Annotated in this window: 19 protein-coding genes; 12 read left to right on the top strand and 7 right to left on the bottom strand. The window is 31.1% G+C overall.

What is annotated here, in order from left to right:
- The first annotated feature begins 10 nt into the window (after nt 1-10).
- Nucleotides 11-847 (top strand): CvfB family protein, encoded by an 837-nt coding sequence (locus tag ACVC5O_RS01915; protein ID WP_452219775.1) that lies wholly within the window; start codon nt 11-13, stop codon nt 845-847.
- Here ACVC5O_RS01915 and ACVC5O_RS01910 read toward each other — a convergent pair.
- Nucleotides 829-1,269, bottom strand: coding sequence for a hypothetical protein (locus ACVC5O_RS01910; protein WP_452219774.1), 441 nt, complete (start codon nt 1,267-1,269; stop codon nt 829-831). The genes ACVC5O_RS01915 and ACVC5O_RS01910 overlap by 19 nt on opposite strands.
- Nucleotides 1,270-1,483: 214 nt before the next feature.
- Nucleotides 1,484-1,912 carry a hypothetical protein gene (locus tag ACVC5O_RS01905; protein WP_452219773.1) on the bottom strand — a complete coding sequence of 143 codons (429 nt, stop codon included), beginning with the start codon at nt 1,910-1,912 and terminating at the stop codon, nt 1,484-1,486.
- Between the two features lie 330 nt (nt 1,913-2,242).
- On the opposite strand from ACVC5O_RS01905, the gene ACVC5O_RS01900 reads away from it, so the two are divergent.
- The 4 genes from ACVC5O_RS01900 to cmk are packed head-to-tail and all read left to right on the top strand — an operon-like array spanning nt 2,243 to nt 5,406.
- On the top strand, nt 2,243-3,082 hold the full coding sequence (locus ACVC5O_RS01900) for a 1,4-dihydroxy-2-naphthoyl-CoA synthase (protein WP_452219772.1): 840 nt from the start codon (nt 2,243-2,245) through the stop codon (nt 3,080-3,082).
- 11 nt (nt 3,083-3,093) lie between these two features.
- The gene (gene menA, locus ACVC5O_RS01895) at nt 3,094-3,999 is read left to right on the top strand and encodes a 1,4-dihydroxy-2-naphthoate octaprenyltransferase (RefSeq protein ID WP_452219771.1); all 906 of its coding nucleotides are present in this window, start codon (nt 3,094-3,096) and stop codon (nt 3,997-3,999) included.
- 17 nt (nt 4,000-4,016) lie between these two features.
- Nucleotides 4,017-4,694, top strand: a complete 678-nt coding sequence (locus ACVC5O_RS01890; RefSeq protein ID WP_452219770.1) for a metal-dependent hydrolase — start codon at nt 4,017-4,019, stop codon at nt 4,692-4,694.
- A gap of 16 nt (nt 4,695-4,710) precedes the next feature.
- The gene (gene cmk, locus ACVC5O_RS01885; RefSeq protein ID WP_452219769.1) at nt 4,711-5,406 is read left to right on the top strand and encodes a (d)CMP kinase; all 696 of its coding nucleotides are present in this window, start codon (nt 4,711-4,713) and stop codon (nt 5,404-5,406) included.
- Nucleotides 5,407-5,477: 71 nt separating this feature from the next.
- Here the strand turns inward: cmk and ACVC5O_RS01880 are convergent, their stop codons facing one another.
- Nucleotides 5,478-5,858 carry a LysM peptidoglycan-binding domain-containing protein gene (locus ACVC5O_RS01880; protein ID WP_452219768.1) on the bottom strand — a complete coding sequence of 127 codons (381 nt, stop codon included), beginning with the start codon at nt 5,856-5,858 and terminating at the stop codon, nt 5,478-5,480.
- A 312-nt stretch (nt 5,859-6,170) separates the two neighbouring features.
- Between ACVC5O_RS01880 and rpsA the strand changes: the two genes are divergently transcribed.
- The 5 genes from rpsA (at nt 6,171) to ACVC5O_RS01855 (ending at nt 11,029) form a co-directional block, all read left to right on the top strand.
- Nucleotides 6,171-8,006: a 30S ribosomal protein S1 gene (gene rpsA, locus ACVC5O_RS01875; protein ID WP_452219767.1), complete on the top strand. Its 1,836-nt coding sequence runs from the start codon at nt 6,171-6,173 to the stop codon at nt 8,004-8,006.
- A gap of 238 nt (nt 8,007-8,244) precedes the next feature.
- Nucleotides 8,245-8,784, top strand: a complete 540-nt coding sequence (gene pyrR, locus ACVC5O_RS01870; protein WP_452219766.1) for a bifunctional pyr operon transcriptional regulator/uracil phosphoribosyltransferase PyrR — start codon at nt 8,245-8,247, stop codon at nt 8,782-8,784.
- A 72-nt stretch (nt 8,785-8,856) separates the two neighbouring features.
- Nucleotides 8,857-9,786: an aspartate carbamoyltransferase catalytic subunit gene (locus ACVC5O_RS01865; protein ID WP_452219765.1), complete on the top strand. Its 930-nt coding sequence runs from the start codon at nt 8,857-8,859 to the stop codon at nt 9,784-9,786.
- Nucleotides 9,787-9,789: 3 nt separating this feature from the next.
- Nucleotides 9,790-10,122, top strand: coding sequence for a ribonuclease Z (locus tag ACVC5O_RS01860; protein ID WP_452219764.1), 333 nt, complete (start codon nt 9,790-9,792; stop codon nt 10,120-10,122).
- 1 nt (nt 10,123) lies between these two features.
- Nucleotides 10,124-11,029, top strand: a complete 906-nt coding sequence (locus tag ACVC5O_RS01855; protein WP_452219763.1) for a ribonuclease Z — start codon at nt 10,124-10,126, stop codon at nt 11,027-11,029.
- On the opposite strand, the gene ACVC5O_RS01850 is transcribed toward ACVC5O_RS01855, so the two are convergent.
- On the bottom strand, nt 11,026-11,340 hold the full coding sequence (locus ACVC5O_RS01850) for a DUF3784 domain-containing protein (protein ID WP_452219762.1): 315 nt from the start codon (nt 11,338-11,340) through the stop codon (nt 11,026-11,028). The genes ACVC5O_RS01855 and ACVC5O_RS01850 overlap by 4 nt on opposite strands.
- Before the next feature lie 101 nt (nt 11,341-11,441).
- On the opposite strand from ACVC5O_RS01850, the gene pdxH reads away from it, so the two are divergent.
- Together pdxH and ACVC5O_RS01840 are read left to right on the top strand one after the other, a co-directional pair.
- Nucleotides 11,442-12,089: a pyridoxamine 5'-phosphate oxidase gene (pdxH, locus tag ACVC5O_RS01845; protein ID WP_452219761.1), complete on the top strand. Its 648-nt coding sequence runs from the start codon at nt 11,442-11,444 to the stop codon at nt 12,087-12,089.
- A 302-nt stretch (nt 12,090-12,391) separates the two neighbouring features.
- Nucleotides 12,392-12,814 carry a CAP domain-containing protein gene (locus ACVC5O_RS01840; RefSeq protein WP_452219760.1) on the top strand — a complete coding sequence of 141 codons (423 nt, stop codon included), beginning with the start codon at nt 12,392-12,394 and terminating at the stop codon, nt 12,812-12,814.
- 199 nt (nt 12,815-13,013) lie between these two features.
- On the opposite strand, the gene ACVC5O_RS01835 is transcribed toward ACVC5O_RS01840, so the two are convergent.
- The 3 genes from ACVC5O_RS01835 to ACVC5O_RS01825 form a co-directional block, all read right to left on the bottom strand.
- Nucleotides 13,014-14,963 carry an OmpA family protein gene (locus ACVC5O_RS01835; RefSeq protein WP_452219759.1) on the bottom strand — a complete coding sequence of 650 codons (1,950 nt, stop codon included), beginning with the start codon at nt 14,961-14,963 and terminating at the stop codon, nt 13,014-13,016.
- A gap of 10 nt (nt 14,964-14,973) precedes the next feature.
- The gene (locus tag ACVC5O_RS01830; protein WP_452219758.1) at nt 14,974-15,915 is read right to left on the bottom strand and encodes a PorP/SprF family type IX secretion system membrane protein; all 942 of its coding nucleotides are present in this window, start codon (nt 15,913-15,915) and stop codon (nt 14,974-14,976) included.
- 10 nt (nt 15,916-15,925) lie between these two features.
- A partial coding sequence (locus ACVC5O_RS01825; protein ID WP_452219757.1) for a DUF7507 domain-containing protein occupies nt 15,926-17,951 on the bottom strand: 2,026 nt, incomplete at its 5' end.

The following is a 17,951-nucleotide window of genomic DNA, read 5'->3' as shown; positions in this document are numbered from 1 at the left end:
CCTTTGTAACATGATAGAAATTGGGACATACAATACTTTAGAAATAATACGCGAAGCAGAACAAGGCATATACCTTGCAGATAGTGAAGGCGAAGAAGTGCTTTTGCCAAATAGATACGTACCAGAGTCTTTTAAAATTTGGGAGAAAATTGAAGTTTTTGTGTATTTAGACAATGAGGAACGTCCTGTTGCTGTTACAGACAAACCTTATATAACCAAAAACGAATTTGCAGTATTACGTTGTAATCAAGTTAATGAGTATGGAGCGTTTTTAGATTTTGGTTTAGTAAAAGAACTGTTTTGCCCTTTTAAAGAGCAAGCCTTCCCAATGAAAAAAGGAGGTTGGTATTTAGTGCATTGCTACATAGACGAAAAAACAGGACGACTAGTAGCCTCTAGTAAAACTAATAGGTTTTTAGATAATACAGAATTAGACATTAGTCAATTTGATGAAGTTGATATTATAATATCGCATCCAAGTGATATTGGTATGAATGTAATTGTAAATAACAAATATGCTGGTTTAATTTATAAAGATTCTATTTATCAAGAATTAAGCATTGGAGATAAACTTAAAGGCATAGTTAAAAAAATAAGGCCAGGAAATAAAATCGATATCGCTTTAGGAAAAATTGGTTATAGAAATATTGAACCAAATGCAGATAGAATAATGAAAGAATTACAAGATAATTCTGGATTTATACCTTTAACAGACAAATCGTCTCCAGAAGATATTAAAACTCAATTACAAATGAGTAAAAAGAGCTTTAAAAAGGCTGTTGGTGCTTTATATAAAGAGAAACAAATTAAAATTGAAGCCGACGGTATTTATTTACTTACCAGTTGATTTTTTTTTAAACTAATATTATAATTTGTTTGTTTTGCCCAATCTATTGCTTCGTATAAACTAGTAAACCGTTTTACTTTAGTAGATAAAAACACCTTTTCAACTAAAGCATTTAACCAACTAGTATTGGTATAGGTTACTATGGCATAACCATTAAGGTTATAGTCGGATTTAAAAAACTTTAACCAATCTACTGGGTTTACAGAATAAGCATTAACTCTATTAGTAATATAGCAAATTTTTAGATCATTGCCATAATGCTTAATTGCAGCATTAATAATATCTTGAGAAGCTTCCCAATTAAAAATCACTCCTTCTTTTACTTCTGCAATTACAATACCTTTTAAAAAATAGTAGTTACCAAAATCATTGATATGAACATCTTCTATTTGATTAGCAAGGTTGGAGTCGATTATTTTCATGGCGATTGGTTTATAATAAGGTATGGTATAAGTAGGTATTCCTTTATAAAAATACTGTAATTAATTAAAAACCAGCTAAAAATCTATTAAATTCGACAAAATGCATATTTAAGAAAGAATTTATACAAAAAACTACCAGCAGAAGTTAGGATTCCGTCTGGTAGCTTTTACTCAAGTTTTATAAACTTGTGGCTTAGGGAGTATAAAATTTTTGTTATTTAACGCTTAAACAAGGTTCTAATACCAATCTATCTTTAATTATTTGTGTTGCTTCTAAAAGTGAACTACAACTTAAATATGGTTTTTTGCAGAATTGTTTTTCAATATCTACATTCATAGAATCAAAATAACTATAAGTTACAGTGCAAAACACTTCTATATTTGGTATAGCAGTAAGTAATTTTGGATAATCTAAAGCTTCAATTGAAAACGTATTAACTCGGTTAGAGATATAACCTAATACTTTATGATTTTTATAATGTTGTGCAATTAATAAAATATATTCCTTTGCACTACTATAACTAAAATGAACACCTTCATTAACTTCAGATATAACATAATTTTTAAAAAAGAATAAATTACCTATTTCTAAAAAGTGCGATTTTACAAATTCTTTTCTAAGGGAAGAGTCCAGTACCAGCATAGCGATTAATTAAATGTTGACACAAATTTACTATGCTAGCATAACACAAGTCTAAAATATAGTGTTAGAAAATGATATTTCGACAAAAAGCATATTTTATCGATTAAAAGCAGTATTTTGAATATTTTTTTATCCAACTAATACTACTTCATAATCAATTAGTTAGGTTTAATCATAAACTATTGTAACTCATTTCTTTAGAAATTAATCATAATTTACCGAATGCTATTAATTTTTTTAATTAAAAGAAAAAAGAGCTTAGTCCTTCAAAATCTATTATCACTTATAATAATTGTGTATTTTTATGCACGATTAAAAAGACGAGTTTAAATGGAAAAAATAAATTGGATAAAAGCTAAGGATTACGAAGACATTACTTACTCAAAATGTAATGGAGTTGCCAGAATTGCTTTTAACAGACCTAATATTAGAAATGCCTTTAGGCCAAAAACAACTAAAGAATTGTACGATGCTTTTTATGATGCTGGAGAAGACACAAGTATAGGTGTTGTACTATTATCTGCAGAAGGACCATCGACCAAAGATGGTGTGTGGAGTTTTTGTTCTGGAGGAGATCAAAAGGCAAGAGGTCACCAAGGTTATGTAGGAGAAGATGGATACCATAGATTGAATATATTAGAAGTTCAACGTCTTATTAGATTTATGCCAAAAGCAGTAATTGCAGTCGTTCCTGGTTGGGCAGTTGGAGGTGGACATAGCCTACATGTAGTTTGTGATTTAACATTGGCGAGTAAAGAACACGCGATATTTAAACAAACAGATGCAGATGTTACTAGCTTTGATGGAGGTTATGGATCTGCCTATTTAGCAAAAATGGTAGGTCAGAAAAAGGCTCGTGAAATATTTTTCTTGGGAAGAAATTATTCTGCTCAAGAAGCTTTTGAAATGGGAATGGTAAATGCTGTTATCCCTCATAATGAACTCGAAAGCACAGCATATCAATGGGCTCAAGAGATTTTAGAAAAATCGCCAACCTCTATTAAAATGCTAAAATTCGCAATGAATTTAACAGATGATGGTATGGTTGGACAACAAGTTTTTGCTGGCGAAGCCACACGCTTAGCATATATGACAGATGAAGCTAAAGAAGGACGTGACGCCTTTTTAGAAAAAAGAAAACCTAACTTTCCCAAAAAATGGATTCCTTAAATACATAAATAATGAATAAATTATTTGCTTGGCTAAGTGCATTTAGACTTAGAACCTTACCCTTATCTATTTCTGGGATAATTGTAGCTGGTTGTTTAGCAGAGTACAATGGCTATTTTCAATGGGACATTTTTGGACTTGCTATTTTAGTAACTTTAAGTTTACAAATTTTGTCCAACTTAGCAAACGATTATGGCGATGGTGTTAAAGGTACAGATAATGACGATAGAATAGGACCAGAGCGAGCTTTACAAAGCGGTAAAATTACTAAGGACGAAATGTTTCATGCCATTAGAATGAACATTTTAATAAGCATAGTACTTGTAATCTCTTTAGTATATTTCGCATTTAGTGCAAAACATTTTTTATTAGCATTACTCTTTTTCTTTATTGCTTTTTTATGTGTTAGAGCTGCTTTAAAATATACTATTGGAGATAATGCCTATGGTTATAGAGCTTTGGGAGATTTATACGTGTTTATTTTCTTTGGTTTAGTAAGTGTAATTGGTGGTTATGTGTTGTTTTCTAAGCAGTTTGACCACGTTACAATACTTCCTGCTATTACTGTTGGCTTATTAAGTGCAGCAGTATTAAACCTTAATAATATGAGAGATATAAACTCTGATATTACTTCTAATAAAATTACACTAGCAGTTAAACTAGGGCAAGAAAAAGCTAGGAAATATCATATTTTTTTAATTGTTTCAGCAATTTTCACCTCGTTTTTGTTTGGCATTTTATACTACAATAATTCCATTTACAACTTCTTATTTGTTATTGCTTATATCCCATTATTAATTCATATAAAAACAGTATTAAAAATAGACCAACTTGTAAAGTTTGATGCCGAATTAAAAAAGCTAGCCTTAACTACAGTACTTTTAGCTATATTATTAGGTATTGGTCACTTATTATAATATAAAAATTTTAGATTATGAAAATTACATTTTATGGACATGCGTGTTTAGGTATTGAAATAGAAGAAGTTTCAATACTAGTAGATCCTTTTATTTCAGGTAATGAAAAAGCCAAACACATAGATATTAATGCGCTAAAAGCAGATTATATTTTATTAACACATGCACACCAAGACCATGTTTTGGATGTAGATGTAATTGCAAAAAACACAGATGCTATAATTGTTTCTAATTACGAAATTGCAATGCATTTTCAGTCTAAAGGTTTTGAAGTTCACCCAATGAATCATGGAGGACAATGGGATTTTGAGTTTGGTAATGTAAAGTATGTCAATGCCATACATACCTCTTCTTTTGCAGATGGTACTTATGGAGGACAACCAGGTGGATTTGTAATAGAAAGTGAACACAAAAACATATACATTGCAGGAGACACTGCTTTAACATTTGATATGAAGCTAATCCCTTTGCAAACAAAATTAGACTTAGCGGTATTGCCAATAGGCGACAATTTTACCATGGGAATACACGACGCTATTTTAGCAAGCGATTTTGTAGAGTGTGATAAAATATTAGGTTATCATTTTGATACGTTTGGCTATATAGAAATTGATAAAGAAGAAGCCAAACGTACATTTTTTAATAAAGACAAAGATTTAATGCTACTAGAAATAGGAGAAAGCATCGATTTATAATTAGTAAACTATTTAAATGCAAAAAATAACCATAGCAATAGATGGATTTTCTTCCACAGGAAAAAGCACAATAGCCAAACAAATTGCAAAAGCATTAGGCTATGTTTATGTAGATTCTGGTGCAATGTATCGTGCAGTAACACTATATGCTATGCAAAATAATTTAATTAATGACAGTGAATTTAATGTAAATGAATTAGTGTCTCAATTAAATGAAATTACGATTAACTTTAAATTTAATGAAACCTTAGGTTTTGCTGAAGTCTATTTAAATAATACAAACGTTGAGCACGACATACGAACCTTAGAAGTCTCTAGTTTTGTAAGCCAAGTCGCTGCCATACCAGAAGTGCGCTACCAATTGGTTAAGCAACAACAAAAAATGGGAAAAGATAAAGGAGTTGTAATGGATGGTCGCGATATTGGAACTGTTGTGTTTCCGTTTGCAGAACTTAAAATATTTATGACAGCTTCTGCCAAAACCAGAGCAACACGACGTTTTAACGAGCTAATAGCAAGAGGAGACAAAGTAGAATACGAAGCTGTATTACGTAATGTACAAGAACGCGATTATATAGATTCTCACAGAGCAGATTCTCCATTAGTAAAAGCTAACGATGCTATAGAAATTGACAATTCTCATTTAACGTTAGAGCAACAGTTTAATAAAGTAATGCGTTTAGTAACTATGACGCTAGAAGATTTAGAATAAAATTAATGGAATAAAAAAAGCGGATTTTTAAATACATAAAAACCCACTTTTGATGAAAAGCTATTAATCACCTACAAATTCGGAATAATTAATTCTTGATTTGGGTGAATAACATCTGGGTTCTTTAGTATATCTGTATTCGCTTTAAAAATGGCATTGTATTTACCTGCACTACCATAATACTGCTTAGCAATGGCACCTAAAGTTTCTCCACTTTTAACAGTATGTCTTGCAAATACACTAGTATCTGCAACTTTAATATCTGCAACAATATCACTAGGGTTTTCTCCACCAGAGGCTTTTATAGAATCCCAAAGTAAGTTTTTCTCGTATTGATTAGCTGCAGTACCTTTAACATGTAAAACACCATTTTCTTCCTTAACGTCTCCGTTAGCAATATTTAATTTTTCTCCTAAATCAAGTACATCTTGATATTTTGCTCTTAAAGCCATAGTTGTTAGTTATTTAATTTGATTCTTAAAGGTAAATAAAATATCTAAGATTATTATAATTTATTTTCGTAATCTTTTAGCCTGAAAATCAATGGAATAAATTTTTATAATTTTTTAGGTAAAATAGTTAAAAAGTCTTATTTTTGCACACCTTTTTAGCGATATATGGAAAGTGAAAAAGGAACTATAAAAAACATAATCTAACACTTCTGTGTGGTATTGCTTAAACTTTCCAAAGCATACAGAATACAAAACGCAGTGTAAAACGTTTCTGCAAAGACAGATATTTAAAACACTGTTTAATTTAATTAAATGGCTGAAAAAGCAAAACAAGCTGAAGTTGAAGCAACTGAAGCAACAGCAGTAAAAGAAACTCCTCAGGTTTCTGAAGCACAAGCAAACCCAGAAAAATTCTTAAAAGATTTCAACTGGCACAATTACCAAGAAGGAATTGATGAAGTTGAAGATTCTCAATTAAAAGAATTTGAAAAATTAGTAGCAGAAAATTTCGTTGATACTTTAGATGATGAAGTAGTAGAAGGTGAAGTTATTCATATTACTGATAGAGATGCAATTATTGACATTAACGCTAAATCGGAAGGTGTAATTTCTCTTAACGAGTTTCGTTACAATCCAGATTTAAAAGTTGGTGACAAAGTAGAAGTATTAATTGATGTACGTGAAGACGCTACAGGTCAATTAGTATTATCGCACAGAAAAGCACGTGTAATCAAAGCATGGGATCGTGTAAATAAAGCACACGAAACAGGTGAAATCGTTAATGGTTTTGTTAAGTGTAGAACAAAAGGAGGTATGATTGTAGATGTTTTTGGCATCGAAGCATTTTTACCAGGTTCTCAAATTGACGTGAAGCCAATTAGAGATTACGACGTTTATGTAAACAAAACAATGGAATTTAAAGTAGTGAAAATTAATCACGAATTTAAAAACGTTGTCGTTTCTCATAAAGCACTTATTGAAGCTGATATTGAAGAGCAGAAAAAAGAAATTATTGGTCAATTAGAAAAAGGTCAAGTATTAGAAGGTATTGTTAAAAACATTACATCTTATGGTGTATTTATTGACCTTGGTGGTGTAGATGGATTAGTTCATATTACAGACTTATCTTGGTCTCGTATTAACCATCCAAACGAGATTGTTGAGTTAGACCAAAAATTAAACGTTGTAATTCTTGATTTTGACGAAGATAAATCTAGAATCCAATTAGGTCTTAAACAATTATCTAAACATCCTTGGGATGCGTTAGGAGAAGATGTAAAAGTAGGAGATAAAGTAAAAGGTAAAGTAGTAGTAATCGCAGATTATGGTGCATTTATCGAAGTTGCAGAAGGTGTAGAAGGTTTAGTTCACGTTTCTGAAATGTCTTGGTCAACCCACTTACGTTCGGCTAACGACTTTGTAAAAGTTGGTGACGAAATAGAAGCTCAAATCTTAACATTAGATAGAGAAGACCGTAAAATGTCTCTTGGTATTAAGCAATTAAGTGCAGATCCATGGACAGATATTACAACTAAATATCCTGTAGGTTCTAAGCATACAGGTATAGTACGTAACTTTACAAACTTTGGTGTTTTTGTTGAATTAGAAGAAGGTATTGATGGATTAATTTATATCTCAGATTTATCTTGGACTAAAAAGATTAAGCATCCAAGTGAGTTCTGTAACGTAGGTGACACATTAGATGTTGTTGTACTTGAGTTAGATGTTGAAGGACGTAAATTATCTTTAGGTCACAAACAAACTACAGAAAATCCTTGGGATAAGTACGAAACTGAATTCGCTTTAGGAACTACACATACTGCTGAAATTTCTGAAGAAGTTGATAAAGGTGCAACTATTGAGTTTAACGAAGATATCGTTGCTTTTGTTCCTTCTCGTCACTTAGAAAAAGAAGACGGAAAGAAATTAAAGAAAGGTGATACTGCTGAGTTCAAAATCATTGAGTTTAACAAAGAGTTTAAGAGAGTAGTAGCTTCGCATACTGCAATCTTTAAAGAAGAAGAAATGGCAAATGTAAAAGCTGCTGTTGCAAAACAAGCAAGCCAAGCTGCCGAAGCTAAACCAACTTTAGGTGATGCTAATGATGCTTTACAAGCTCTTAAAGATAAAATGGACGGAAAAAAATAATTTTCTAAGCATTTAAATTACTTAAAAGCCTCTCAACTATGAGAGGCTTTTTTTATGCAAAATGATTATATAAAATGGTAATTAGTAATTAACCAGTAATTTATCTTCAAATCAAAATGCTTAAAAAAACAAATTATTATTAGCTAGTCTAAAACAAATCTATTTTACTTTATAGTGTATATATTTTAACTTCTAATATTTTCCATTAACTTTGTAATCCAAATACGTTTGGAAAATTATGAGTCAAAAAGTGTTACTTAACGCAACCGCAATAAACATCATTCTTCATCGATTGGCTTGTCAACTCATTGAAAACCATCACGATTTTTCCAACACAGTATTAATAGGCCTACAACCAAGAGGGAAGTTTTTAGCACAACGTTTAGCCGCTTTGCTAGAAAAAGAGTATAAAATTAAAAACCTAAAATTAGGGTTATTAGATATAACGTTTTATCGCGATGATTTTAGAAGAAGTGATAAACCACTAGAAGCCAATACTACAGAAATTAATTTTATAGTCGAAGATAAAAAAATAGTGTTTATAGACGATGTCTTGTACACTGGCAGAAGCATTCGTGCAGCATTAACAGCAATTCAATCTTTTGGAAGACCAAACGAAATTGAGTTATTAACCTTAATAGATAGACGTTTTAGTAGGCATTTACCAATTCAGCCAGATTATAGAGGCAGACAAGTAGATGCAATTAATAATGAAAAAGTAAAAGTCAATTGGGTAGAAAATGAAGGTGAAGATGCAGTTTATTTAGTAAATAGTTGATTTTAGTTTAATAGTTTAAAAATAAAAATAATTTGCCAATAGCTAATAGCTAAAAGCCAAAAGAAAAAAAACATGAGTGAATTAAGTGTCAATCACTTATTAGGAATTAAATACCTTCAAAAAGAAGACATTAAACTTATTTTTGAAACTGCAGATCATTTTAAAGAAGTGATTAATAGACCTATTAAAAAAGTACCTTCGCTTAGAGATATCACTATTGCTAATTTATTTTTTGAAAATTCCACACGCACAAAATTATCTTTTGAACTTGCCGAAAAACGACTCTCTGCAGATGTTATTAATTTTTCAGCATCGCAGTCTTCAGTAAAAAAAGGAGAAACACTAATAGATACCGTAAATAATATTCTTTCTATGAAAGTAGATATGGTAGTTATGCGACACCCAAACCCTGGAGCAGGAGTGTTTTTATCTAAACATGTTAACGCAAGTATTATAAATGCAGGAGATGGAGCGCACGAACACCCAACACAAGCCTTATTAGATTCTTATTCTATTAGAGAACATTTAGGAGAAGTAAAAGGTAAAAAAGTAGTAATTGTTGGAGATATCCTCCATAGTAGAGTCGCCTTATCTAATATTTATGCGCTTAAATTACAAGGTGCAGAAGTTATGGTTTGCGGTCCAAAAACATTACTACCAAAATACATAGATAAATTAGGAGTTAAAGTAGAAACCAATTTGCGTAAAGCACTAAACTGGTGTGATGTAGCAAATATGTTACGTGTGCAAAACGAACGTATGGCTATAAGCTATTTTCCTTCTACAAGAGAATATACACAACAATTTGGAGTTAATAAAGCACTTTTAAACAGCTTAGATAAAGAAATTACAATTATGCATCCAGGACCAATAAATAGAGGCGTGGAAATTACAAGTGACGTAGCAGATTCTGACCAAGCCATTATTTTAGATCAAGTGCAAAATGGTGTTGCTGTAAGAATGGCTGTAATTTATCTTTTGGCTTCAAAAATTAAACAATAAATTATGATTTTAGATCAAGACGGAAATATTTCTATAATAACACAAGAGAAAGCTTCGATTATAGAATTAGTAAAAAAAATAGAAGCATTATACCCAAAATTTGAGAACAATAATATTATTGTAAACCTCACTTCAATAAATAAAATCACTCTTCAAGACGTTATAGAGTTTTTACGTATAAGTAATACTCACAGAGCATCTAAACACTCCTTTGTGGTGGTAACCAATGCAATAAACGCAAACGAAACTCCAGACGAGATTATAGTTGTTCCAACAGTACAAGAAGCATACGATATTATTGAAATGGAAGAAATGGAACGTGACTTAGGATTTTAAGATGAAATTAAACATACTAGGTTGTTATAGCGCAACACCACGAACTAATACCAATCCAACTTCGCAAGTCCTCGAAATTGCAAATCATAATTTTTTAATTGATTGTGGAGAAGGAACACAAGTTCAATTGCGAAGACAAAAAGTAAAGTTTAATAGAATAAAACACATTTTTATATCTCATCTTCATGGAGACCATTGTTTTGGCTTAGTAGGCTTAATATCTACAATGCGATTATTAACTCGCGAAGCAGATTTACATATTTATGCTCCTAAAGGTTTAAAAGAAGTGATAACGCTTCAAATGAAACTGGCGAACTCTTGGACTAATTATCAACTAATATTTCATGAATTAACAGCTACAACTTCAGAAGTTATTTTTGAAGACGATAGAGTACAAGTCTCTACAATACCTTTAGATCATCGCGTGTACACAAATGGTTTTCTGTTTAAAGAAAAAGAAGGCGAACGCAAATTAGATATTTTTAAAGTTGAACAAGCTAATATAAATGTTGCTTATTATAGAAAATTAAAACAAGGACAAGATGTTATAAATGAAGATGGTGTTTTAATAGATAATGCGAAAGTTACCAAGCCAGCAGATAAGCCTAAAAGCTATGCTTTTTGTAGTGATACTGCTTATTCTGAAGCTATTGTGCCATTAATAAAAAATGTAGATGTGTTATACCACGAATCCACATTTTTAGATAAACACGAAAAATTAGCTGAACCAACAAAACACAGTACAGCAAAACAAGCAGCAACTATTGCAAAAAAAGCAAATGTAAGTACTTTATTATTAGGGCATTATTCTACTAGATACGACAGCTTACAAGAGTTTAAAACCGAAGCTGAAACCATTTTTAAAACAGTTGAGCTTGCAGAAGATGGTAAACAATTTGAATTTTAGTATTTAAATCTATTGTTAGTATTGGCGTAGATTACTGCCATTAAAAGACACACGACAAGTACAAAAGTCGTAGTTAAGGCTATAATTTCTTCTTTACTATTAAATAGTCTTAATAATAAATATAAGAGCAAGATTAAAAGGCCTAAGCCAATTAATACCTTTTTTAAAAATAGAGAAAGTGCTTTAACATTAATTTTCTTTTTTTTAGAATCCGATAACGTGTTGTATCCAGCAATTAAATTAGGATATTTTTCGACTAAAAAACCACATAGAATTAATATAAAACTGGTTACTAATTGAGAAATAATCATCTGTTTTAAATAAGATTGTATAGTAGTGACTGTTAAATTTTACAATTATAAAGTTACAAAAAGGGATTATAAATTATTTAAAAATCTTGTAAATTGCAGATATGGAAAAAGACTTAAGTAAATACAGAAAATCTTACGAAAAAGGAGCATTATTATTGAAGGATGCTCCAGAAAACCCTTTTGAGTTATTCCAAAAATGGTTTTTTGAAGTCGATAAATATTTCCAAGAAGATGAGACAAATGCAATGACTTTAAGTACAATTGGTTTAGATGGTTTCCCAAAGAGTAGAGTAGTGCTTTTAAAAAAATACACGTATGAGGGTTTTATTTTTTACACAAACTATACAAGCGAAAAAGGGAATGCTATAGCAGCCAATCCAAATGTGTGTTTATCTTTTTTTTGGCATGGAGCAGAACGTCAAATAATTATTAAGGGTAAAGCTGAAAAAATTGCAGACAATTTAAGCGATGGGTATTTTGAATCACGTCCAAGAGGAAGTCAATTAGGTGCCTTAGTATCTAACCAAAGTGCTATTATTAAAAGTCGAGAAGTGTTAGAGCAAAAACTGAAGGCTTTGGAATTAGAATATAAAAATAAAGATATTGAGCGTCCTGAGTTTTGGGGAGGATATATAGTAAAGCCTGTAGAAATAGAATTTTGGCAAGGCAGACCCAATAGATTACACGATAGAATTAAATACCAATTAGTAGATAATATAGATTGGATAAAAAACCGATTATCTCCATAACACTTTATCCATAAAGTAGATTAACCATTCGAAATCATGCGTTTTATCGATTAAATACATTTTATTTCGTCGAACAACATAAAAATCGTTCAAATGCATGCTTTTTAACGATTAAAAACATAAATTTTCGATGAAATACATGTTTTTAGTCTATTTTAACATTTTGTTAACATTTTAACACATATAGTAAATATATATTAGTAATCCCAAACCTAATTATTTTACTTACTATGAACCTACCTACTAAATTTATTGTTATAGCCCTTATAACGTTTTCGCTATTATCATGTTCCAAAGAAAGCATGGATAACCAACTAGAAGTGCCAACAGCCGATGCAATTATTCCTGAAGATAAAGTAATTGAATTAGAAATTTTAGAACTCATCAATGCTTATCGTATAACTAATGGTTTAAGTGTTTTAAATAATTTACCAATAGTAAAATCTCAAGCTTATACACACACAAATTATATGATTGAGATAAATGATATTAATCACGATCATTTTTCAATCCGAAGAGCATATTTAGTTAGTAAAGCAGGAGCTAATAAAGTCTCAGAAAATGTTGCTTATGGATATTCCTCTGCGCAATCTGTTGTAAATGCATGGATTGCTAGTGATAGTCACAGATCTGCAATAGAAGGTGATTATACAGATTTTAATATCTCTGCAGAGAAAAATGAAAATGGATCATGGTATTTTACTAATATATTTATAAAGCGTTAGTCTTATTTTTTTCAAAAAACACAAAAAGCCTATGAATAGATTCATAGGTTTTTTTGTTTACTAAGTTGTTTCGTTTTTAATTATCTAAGTAATAGTAGTATTCAACTTATATGCAAAGTTTATTTAAATTTTATAATGCATAAAAAAAAGTAGTTCAAATAAATGAACTACTTAATTTAAGGTTTAGGGTTTGTAATGACTAATTCATATAATCATTGGTAATAATAAACTTAGATCGTCTATTTTGTTGGTGCTCTTCTTCAGAACAAATATTTTTAAACTCATTGGTACATCTATTTACCAATTGAGATTCTCCATAACCAATAGCACTTTCAATTCTTCTTGCTTCAATTCCTCTAGAGATTATATAATCTCTAGTAGATTTTGCTCTTCTGTCGGATAATTTTAAATTATAAGCATCTCTACCACGACTATCTGTATGCGATTCAATTTTTATAATCATTTTTGGATGTTCGCGCATAACAGTTACAATATTTTCTAACTCGTATGCTGCATCTGGTCTAATATTAGACTTATCGTAATCAAAGAAAATAGGGTTTATAACTATTTCGTTATTCTGAATTAATGGAGTTAAGTAAAGATCTATGTTGGTTTCTTCTCCATCCACATCACTTGTGCTAAATTCTTTAGAGTCTGGTCTGTGAATAACTTTTGTTCCTAATATGGAGTAATTTTTTTCACAATCTAAATTTTCGAATAAATACTCTCCATTTTCATTAGAGAAAATTGTTTCTATAACACGTCCTGTTTCGTCCATAAGCTTAACAGAAACGTCTGCAAGAGGCTCATTGTTTAATTTGTTGTACGTTATACCTGTAACAGTTTGTTTACAATCATATTTTCCAAAGGCATAAATATCGTCACTACCTTTTCCGTCTGGTCTATTAGAAGAAAAATATCCGGATTTTCCATCATTATTTAAGAAAAATGCAAAATCATCGTCTCCACTATTATAAGGAGCTCCCATGTTTTTTATAGAAATTGAATCGTTTTTTTCTTTTTTAAGGATATCTGTTTCAAAAATATCTAATAAGCCTAAGTTAATATGCGCATCTGAAGAGAAATAAAGTGTAGAGTCTTGTGCTACAAAAGGAAACATTTCTCTGCCTTCAGTATTAATTCGTTTTCCAAGATTTTTAACAGAACCAAATGTTCCATCTTTATTAATAGCTACTTTATATATATCGGATTGTCCAAACCCTCCTTCACGATCAGAAACAAAATATAATGTTTTTTCATCTGGACTTAAAGCAGGATGACCTGTAGAAAATGTTTTATCGTTAAACGGAAGCACTTCAACATTAGTCCATGAGCCATTATTTAGCTTTGCCCTTAAAAGTTTTAAATTAGAGGTACCTCCTTTATCATAAGATCTTTTTCCTTTTTTATTTGAGTTGTTTCTAGTAAAATACATGGTTTGGCCATCTTTAGTAATAGCTAATGTACCTTCATGTATAAAATCCGAATTCATTTTTTCTGAAGCAATTGGTTCAATATCGCTAATAGATATATTATCTTCATCATAATTCACAGTGGCCTCATATATTTTTAAGAAAGGCTCTTCATTCCATTGGTATATTTTTTTCTTATTAACAATACTATCTTTTGTTCTGGATGAAGAAAAATATAATTTTTCTCCTTGCTGAAAACCTCCAAAATCGGAATATTTAGAGTTGGAATCTAAATTTGTAACATTAACTAAAACATTTTCGGTAGAGGAAAGTTCTTTAAACTTTTCAATACTAACTATTTCATAGTCTCTAGCTCTTTTATCGTTTTTCTGAATCTCTTTAAACTTTGCTAACCAAATATTTGCTTCTTCATAATCACCTATACTTCTTAAAGTTTGGATATATTTAAAAATGTATTCAGGATTAATTTTATCGTATTTATTAACGGCTTTACTATACCAAAAAGCTGCTTTTTCTGAGTTAGAATTATTGTAATAGCAATCTCCTATTCTAGAAAGAATATGCTCTGTAGAGTCTTTTTTCTTTAAAGCTTCTTTATAAAGTTCAATAGCTTCGTAGTAGGCATAATCTCTAAAATACTTATCTGCAACTTCTACTTGCGAATAACCATTTACACCATATAAAGCAATACATAATATAATTAATAATTTTTTCATAATCTATAGATTAAAAATATCTTGGGGATTTTACTCGTCTTTCATTAAAGATTTCAAACATTAGTAAGATTTCATGGGTTCCGCCTAAATAAGGTCTTATCCCATCTACAAAATATTCGTATGCATAACCAATTCTTAATTGTTTTGAAACCTGAAAATCTGCTAAAGCACCAATAGAGGAGGTGTTTATGTTATATCTATATGAGCCACCAATCCAAAACTTATCGTACAGTAAAAAGTTAGCTGTTAAATCTGCAGAAATCGGAGCTCCATTTGTAGCTTTAACTAAAAAAGCAGGTTTTAGTTTAGTGTTTTCACTTAAATCAAACACATATCCACCTGTAAAATAATAACTCACTCTTTCTAAAGCTATATAATCTGCTTCAGAGGTATTATCTGCTAAATTATAATCAGTATTTAATAATCTAGGAGCAGAAAGGCCTAAATACCATCTGTCAGAATGTAAATAAGCTCCAACTCCTACATTTGGATTCCATTTATCTGAATAGTTTGAGAAAAACGGATCTGCAACAACTTCTTCAGAATTCAAAAAGGCTTGATCTAAGTTGTAATGCGTAAAGCCACCTTTTAAACCAAATGCTAGCTTTGTTTTTTCGCTTGTTCTAATAGTATAAGAGAAATCACCATAAGCATATAGAAAGTTCTCATAACCTGGCGAATCATTTATTATTGAAACTCCTAAACCTATTTTTTCATTTGTTAAAGGAGTATGAACAGATAAGGTTTGTGTAACAGGACCTCCGCTAATTCCTACCCATTGGCTTCTGTGCAATCCTACAATGCTTAAAGTTTCTCTGCTTCCTGCATAAGCAGGATTTACAGAGATTGTATTAAACATATATTGAGAAAATTGAGGTAATTGTTGAGCAATACTATATGTGCTACTCAACATTACAATCAATATTAATATTTTATTTTGCATGTTTTTCATAGGTTAATTATTATTTGGTTCCTATATAAAGTGGACCGCTAATTGGTCTAATTCCTCCATCACTTTGTGTAGATGGATCCAAGAATGAAACTATATAATAGTAAGTACCATTAGGAACTTGATCTGCACTTCCTACAGAGGATTTATGTACAAATCCATTCCAATCGTTTTGGTAATCTTTAGACTCATAAACTATTGCTCCCCAACGATTCACAATTTTAACATCATAAATAAAATCACAAAGCTCTAAACCAGTAATTTCAAAATACTCGTTGTGTACATCTCCATTTGGTGTGATTACTTTTGAAATAACAACATTATCAATTGTACAGTTTACAACTCGACATTCATTGTGTACTGTGATTGTTACTTCTATATCTGTTGGGCAACTAGAAGAATCTTCAATATAACTAAACACTATATCTTCACTATCTTCAACACTATTATCAAGTTCAATTGATAATGGATCAAAGTAATGTCCATCTAATATTTCAGCATTACCAGATATTACAGTCCAAACTCCACTATCATCATAATTTCCAGATAATAGTGTGAATAAATCTACAACTTGAGATTCAGTCTCGTCAACAATACATAATCTAATATTTTCAGCTTCAACGGATGCATTTTCTAATGTTAATAAAGCATTTAGTGTTGTGAAATTACCACAATCATCTGTCACTGTATATTCAACATCTAACATTCCGTTTTCTATGTTAGCGAAGTTATAATCTGAAGTCACAATTATTGCTACTGGTCCATCACAATCATCTCCTCCACAGTTTTCTAGAGCTTCAATGTTATTTTGGTTCCATTCGTTAGCAACTTCTTCTGTATCTATTACAGAACATTCTACTGTCATATCTGTTACTTCACATGCTGATAAATCAGGACCAGTAGTATCTTCTAGCGTAAGTGTAGCAGTAAGAGTTGTTGTGTTACCACAATCGTCTGCTACAGTATAAATCACTTCGATTGTTCCACCAGCACCACAAGTTGATACAAGATTAGCGAAGTCGAAGTTAGAAGTTACTGTATTAGTAGGATCTGTATCACAAGTATCAGTACCACAAGTTTCAAGTGCAGCAATATTCTCTGCATTCCAGTTGGCAGCAATAGTTTCGTTATCCGTTCCGTTACACTCAATAGTTTCATCTACAACAGTACATGCTGATAAATCAGGACCAGTAGTATCTTCTAGCGTAAGTGTTGCAGTGATAGTACTTGAGTTTCCTGTTGCATCTGTTAGAGTATAAGTTACAAGTATAGTTCCACTAGCCCCACAAGTCGTTTCAAAATTGGTAAAGTCGAAATCTGAAGTTACATCAAAATCATTATCACAAGCATCTGTTGCGCAATTTTCAAGTGCAGCAATATTCTCTGCATTCCAGTTGGCAGCGATAGTTTCGTTATCAGTTCCGTTACACTCAATAGTTTCGTCTAAGACTTCACACATCGAAGTGTCTGGAGGAGTTGTGTCTTCAATTAAATCAGTAGTAGTCTGATCATTTGCAGTGACAGTTTCATTGTTTAATACATCTTCTGCAGTAATTGTTACTGTATTTATTACTTCTGTAGCGTCAATATCTAACTGTGTAACAAGATAAGTGGCAGTATATGTCCAGGTTTCAGTTGGATCTAATATATTATTACTATCTAAATCACCAGAAACTAACTCTATAGTTACTGGTGGTGTTGAGTTATCTAACAAAGGATCTGTTAGAACAATATTACCTAATGAAATTTCTCCTGTATTAATAATAGTAAATGTATAGGTTATCGTTTCACCTATTTCTGTACATGTATTTCCATTTTCATTATTAAATACTCCATTTTTTACGATGTCTATTCCTATACCAGTACATATCGTAACCTCAGTATTATCTTGATCGATGATATAGGTATCTGTAGCTTCAACAGGATCAGTTCCGTTAGGTTCTAAACCAGCAGCAGTAACGTTATTGGTAATGTTTCCATTATCAATATCCGTTTGTGTTGCAGTGTATGATGCACCAGTAAAGATCCAAGTCTCGGAA

The organism is Lacinutrix salivirga (assembly GCF_053604675.1).
The sequence above is the reverse complement of the archived record's forward strand: the minus strand, read 5'-3'. Positions and strand labels throughout refer to the sequence as shown.

What these genes read in the sequence shown, in the direction of transcription:
- ACVC5O_RS01915 (WP_452219775.1), top strand. Translation starts at nt 11, where the DNA reads ATGATAGAAATTGGGACATACAATACTTTAGAAATAATACGCGAAGCA.
- ACVC5O_RS01910 (WP_452219774.1), bottom strand. Translation starts at nt 1,269, where the DNA reads ATGAAAATAATCGACTCCAACCTTGCTAATCAAATAGAAGATGTTCAT.
- ACVC5O_RS01905 (WP_452219773.1), bottom strand. Translation starts at nt 1,912, where the DNA reads ATGCTGGTACTGGACTCTTCCCTTAGAAAAGAATTTGTAAAATCGCAC.
- ACVC5O_RS01900 (WP_452219772.1), top strand. Translation starts at nt 2,243, where the DNA reads ATGGAAAAAATAAATTGGATAAAAGCTAAGGATTACGAAGACATTACT.
- menA (WP_452219771.1), top strand. Translation starts at nt 3,094, where the DNA reads ATGAATAAATTATTTGCTTGGCTAAGTGCATTTAGACTTAGAACCTTA.
- ACVC5O_RS01890 (WP_452219770.1), top strand. Translation starts at nt 4,017, where the DNA reads ATGAAAATTACATTTTATGGACATGCGTGTTTAGGTATTGAAATAGAA.
- cmk (WP_452219769.1), top strand. Translation starts at nt 4,711, where the DNA reads ATGCAAAAAATAACCATAGCAATAGATGGATTTTCTTCCACAGGAAAA.
- ACVC5O_RS01880 (WP_452219768.1), bottom strand. Translation starts at nt 5,858, where the DNA reads ATGGCTTTAAGAGCAAAATATCAAGATGTACTTGATTTAGGAGAAAAA.
- rpsA (WP_452219767.1), top strand. Translation starts at nt 6,171, where the DNA reads ATGGCTGAAAAAGCAAAACAAGCTGAAGTTGAAGCAACTGAAGCAACA.
- pyrR (WP_452219766.1), top strand. Translation starts at nt 8,245, where the DNA reads ATGAGTCAAAAAGTGTTACTTAACGCAACCGCAATAAACATCATTCTT.
- ACVC5O_RS01865 (WP_452219765.1), top strand. Translation starts at nt 8,857, where the DNA reads ATGAGTGAATTAAGTGTCAATCACTTATTAGGAATTAAATACCTTCAA.
- ACVC5O_RS01860 (WP_452219764.1), top strand. Translation starts at nt 9,790, where the DNA reads ATGATTTTAGATCAAGACGGAAATATTTCTATAATAACACAAGAGAAA.
- ACVC5O_RS01855 (WP_452219763.1), top strand. Translation starts at nt 10,124, where the DNA reads ATGAAATTAAACATACTAGGTTGTTATAGCGCAACACCACGAACTAAT.
- ACVC5O_RS01850 (WP_452219762.1), bottom strand. Translation starts at nt 11,340, where the DNA reads ATGATTATTTCTCAATTAGTAACCAGTTTTATATTAATTCTATGTGGT.
- pdxH (WP_452219761.1), top strand. Translation starts at nt 11,442, where the DNA reads ATGGAAAAAGACTTAAGTAAATACAGAAAATCTTACGAAAAAGGAGCA.
- ACVC5O_RS01840 (WP_452219760.1), top strand. Translation starts at nt 12,392, where the DNA reads ATGGATAACCAACTAGAAGTGCCAACAGCCGATGCAATTATTCCTGAA.
- ACVC5O_RS01835 (WP_452219759.1), bottom strand. Translation starts at nt 14,963, where the DNA reads ATGAAAAAATTATTAATTATATTATGTATTGCTTTATATGGTGTAAAT.
- ACVC5O_RS01830 (WP_452219758.1), bottom strand. Translation starts at nt 15,915, where the DNA reads ATGAAAAACATGCAAAATAAAATATTAATATTGATTGTAATGTTGAGT.